This window comes from Actinomycetota bacterium, from assembly GCA_035697485.1.
In the GTDB taxonomy this organism is placed as follows: domain Bacteria; phylum Actinomycetota; class UBA4738; order UBA4738; family HRBIN12; genus JAOUEA01.
In genome coordinates, this window is sequence record DASSCU010000022.1 from 1 (window position 1) to 2,849 (window position 2,849).

Annotated in this window: 1 protein-coding gene; it reads right to left on the reverse strand. The window is 65.9% G+C overall.

What is annotated here, in order from left to right:
• Window positions 1-260: 260 nt before the first annotated feature.
• The coding region (locus VFI59_06450; GenBank protein HET6713330.1) for a cation-transporting P-type ATPase at window positions 261-2,849 on the reverse strand (2,589 nt) is incomplete at its 5' end.

Genomic DNA, 2,849 nt, shown 5'->3' on the forward strand with positions numbered 1-2,849 from the left:
TTCCGGATCTCGATCACGACGTCCTCGGGCATGTCGTCCCCCGGCTCGAGGAACGCGAGCACCGCGTTCGCGGATCGTTCCCGAACGAGTTCTCCCCTTCGTCCCACATCTCCACGAACATTCGGACGTCACGTGGCCAGCACGCGCTTCGGGCGATCAGCGAAATACAGCGTCGACAAACCAACGTCCTTCTTGGACGGCATCATTCCGACGGAACTCGAATTCCGCGCGCTGACCTCGGACAGGTCAAGAGTCCTCGATCAGCTCACAACAGCCTCGCCGGGCATCGCCTCGGCCGGTGGTGCCGCCTGCGCACCTGCGGCTGCGTGACGGGCGATCAGCTTGCCGAGCTCCCACAGGATGAACAGCACCAGGGCGGGAAGGGCGCCGCCGATCAGCCATTGCCGGCCGGTGAGAGCCTGGGTACTCAGCAGCGACGTCAGCAAGCCGCCCCGGGATATCAAGATCGCAAGGACGACCTCGATCAGGATGGTGACGTTCACGACGTTGTTGTCGAACGTTTCCATGCGGAGGATCGACCCCGTCTCGTCGCGGGATTCGAACGCTGCGATCACGAGCATCAGCGAGAAGGCCACCAGTCCCATCGTGCTCCCGATCGCGACGTTGCCGTAGTGGTCCCGCCCGAACACGATCACGAGGTTGATCGCGGCGGACATGAAGACGCCGGCCAGCCCCACGGTCGTGAGTACGGCACGGGACATGATGGAGGCCGAGCGGGGGCGCGGCTTGCGCTTCATGAGCCCCGGAGTCTCCTTGTCCAGGCCCAGCGCGATGCCGACGGGAGCCGTGATCAGGAAGTTGATCCACAGGATCTGGACGGCCGTGAAGGGCTGCCCTCCGGCGATGTTCAACAGGGTCGCCACCAGGAACGTCACGATGTACGTGACGAGCGCCACCAGCATGAAGCGGATGTACTTGAGCATGTTGTCGTAGAGCTTGCGTCCCTCGGAGACCGCCCGCACGATCGTGGAGAAGTTGTCGTCGGTGAGGATCATCTTGCCGGCGTTCTTGGCGACCTCGGTGCCGGTCCCCATCGCGATGCCGATGTCGGCTGCCTTGATCGCCGGGGCGTCGTTGACACCATCGCCGGTCATGGCCACGACGTCCCCCTGCTTCCGCAGGGTGTCCACCATCAGCACCTTGTGCTCGGGTGCCACCCTGCCCACGACACCGATGCCGTCGATGCGTGCCAGCCGCTCTTCCTCCGACAAGGCGGCGAACTCCGCACCGAGGATGGCCTCACCGGGGATGCCGAGCTGCTTGGCGATCGCAGCGCCGGTGACGACGTCGTCGCCCGTCACCATCCGCACGCGGACGTTGGCGGCCTGGGCGTTTCGGACCGCGTCCTTGGACTCGGCCCTGGGTGGGTCGATCATCCCCACCATCGCCGTCATCTGCAGTTCCTTCACCTTCGACAGCAGGTCGCCGTTGGGATCGAAGTCCGAGGGGTCGATGTCCCGCGTGGCCGCGACCATGATCCGCAGGCCTTGCTTGCCGAGGCGTTCCATCTCCTGGTTGGATCTCTCGTTCTGCTCGTCGCCCCAGGGAACGCTCGTGCCGTTCGCCAGGGCGGACGCGGCCCGCCCGATCACCGCCGGGCCGGCTCCCTTGACGAACATCCGAACGACGGCCTTCCCGGACGTGTCCTTGGCATCGGCGAAGACGGCCATGAGCTTGTACGTGGGGTCGAACGGCAGCGTCGCGAGCCGGGGGTAAGTGGCCTGCGTGCCCTCGACGTCCAGCTTGGCCTTGTGCCCGAGGACGAGCAGCGCTCCCTCGGTGGGATCGCCCACGACCTTGCCGTCGACGAGCTTGGCGTCGTTGGCGATCAAGAAGGGCACGATCGCATCCTCGATCGTGTTCGTGTTGCCGGCGGTGTGCTCGACGTCGCCGTCGAGGCCGTAGCCCATCCCGGTGATCTTGTAGCGGTCCGTGGGGTCGATCACCTCGACGACCGTCACCTGGTTCATCGTCAGGGTCCCGGTCTTGTCCGAGTTGATCGCCGAGGTCGAGCCCAGGGTCTCGACCGAGGCGAGGTTCTTCACGACGGCGCCGTGGGCCGCCAGGTTCGTCGATCCCTTCGACAGAATCACCTGCAGGACCGTGGGCATGGCCATCGGCACGGCGGCGAGGGCCAGCGCGATGGCGGTCGTGAAGATCGTCTGTGTCGACTGGTCGCGGGAGATCCCGAGGGCGAACATGATCACGATCGTCAGGCCGGCAGCACCGGCGATCCACAGCGTCAAGGTGTCCAGCTGCGCGGTCAACGGGGTCTTCAGGGTAGGCGTCGACTTCAACATCCCGGAGATGTGGCCAACCTCGGTGTCGGCTCCCGTCCCGGTGACGATCATCACAGCGCTCCCGTGCGTGACCGGGGAGTTCATGAACGCCATGTTCGTCTGATCCCCCACACCGGGCTTCTCGTCGGTGATCGCCTCGGCGCTCTTGGACGCGGGGACGCTCTCGCCGGTCAGCCCCGACTCGTCGATCTGCAGCGACGCGGCCTGGATGATCCGCCCGTCGGCGCACACGTCGTCGCCCGCCGCGAGCAGCACGACGTCGCCGACCACCACCTTGTCGGCGTCGATCTCGATCTCGGCCCCGTCACGGCGTACCCGGGCGGACGCCTTGAGCATCGACTGCAACGCATTCATGGCGCTCTCCGCCTTGCCCTGCTGGCGCATCCCCCCGAACGCGTTCACGGCCGTGATCGCCAAGACGAAGATTCCCGTCGCGAGCTCACCGATCAGTATCGAGGCGACGGCCGCCCCGACGAGGATGATCTGCATGTAGCTCCGGTACTGAGCCAGGAACTGCTTCCAACCGGG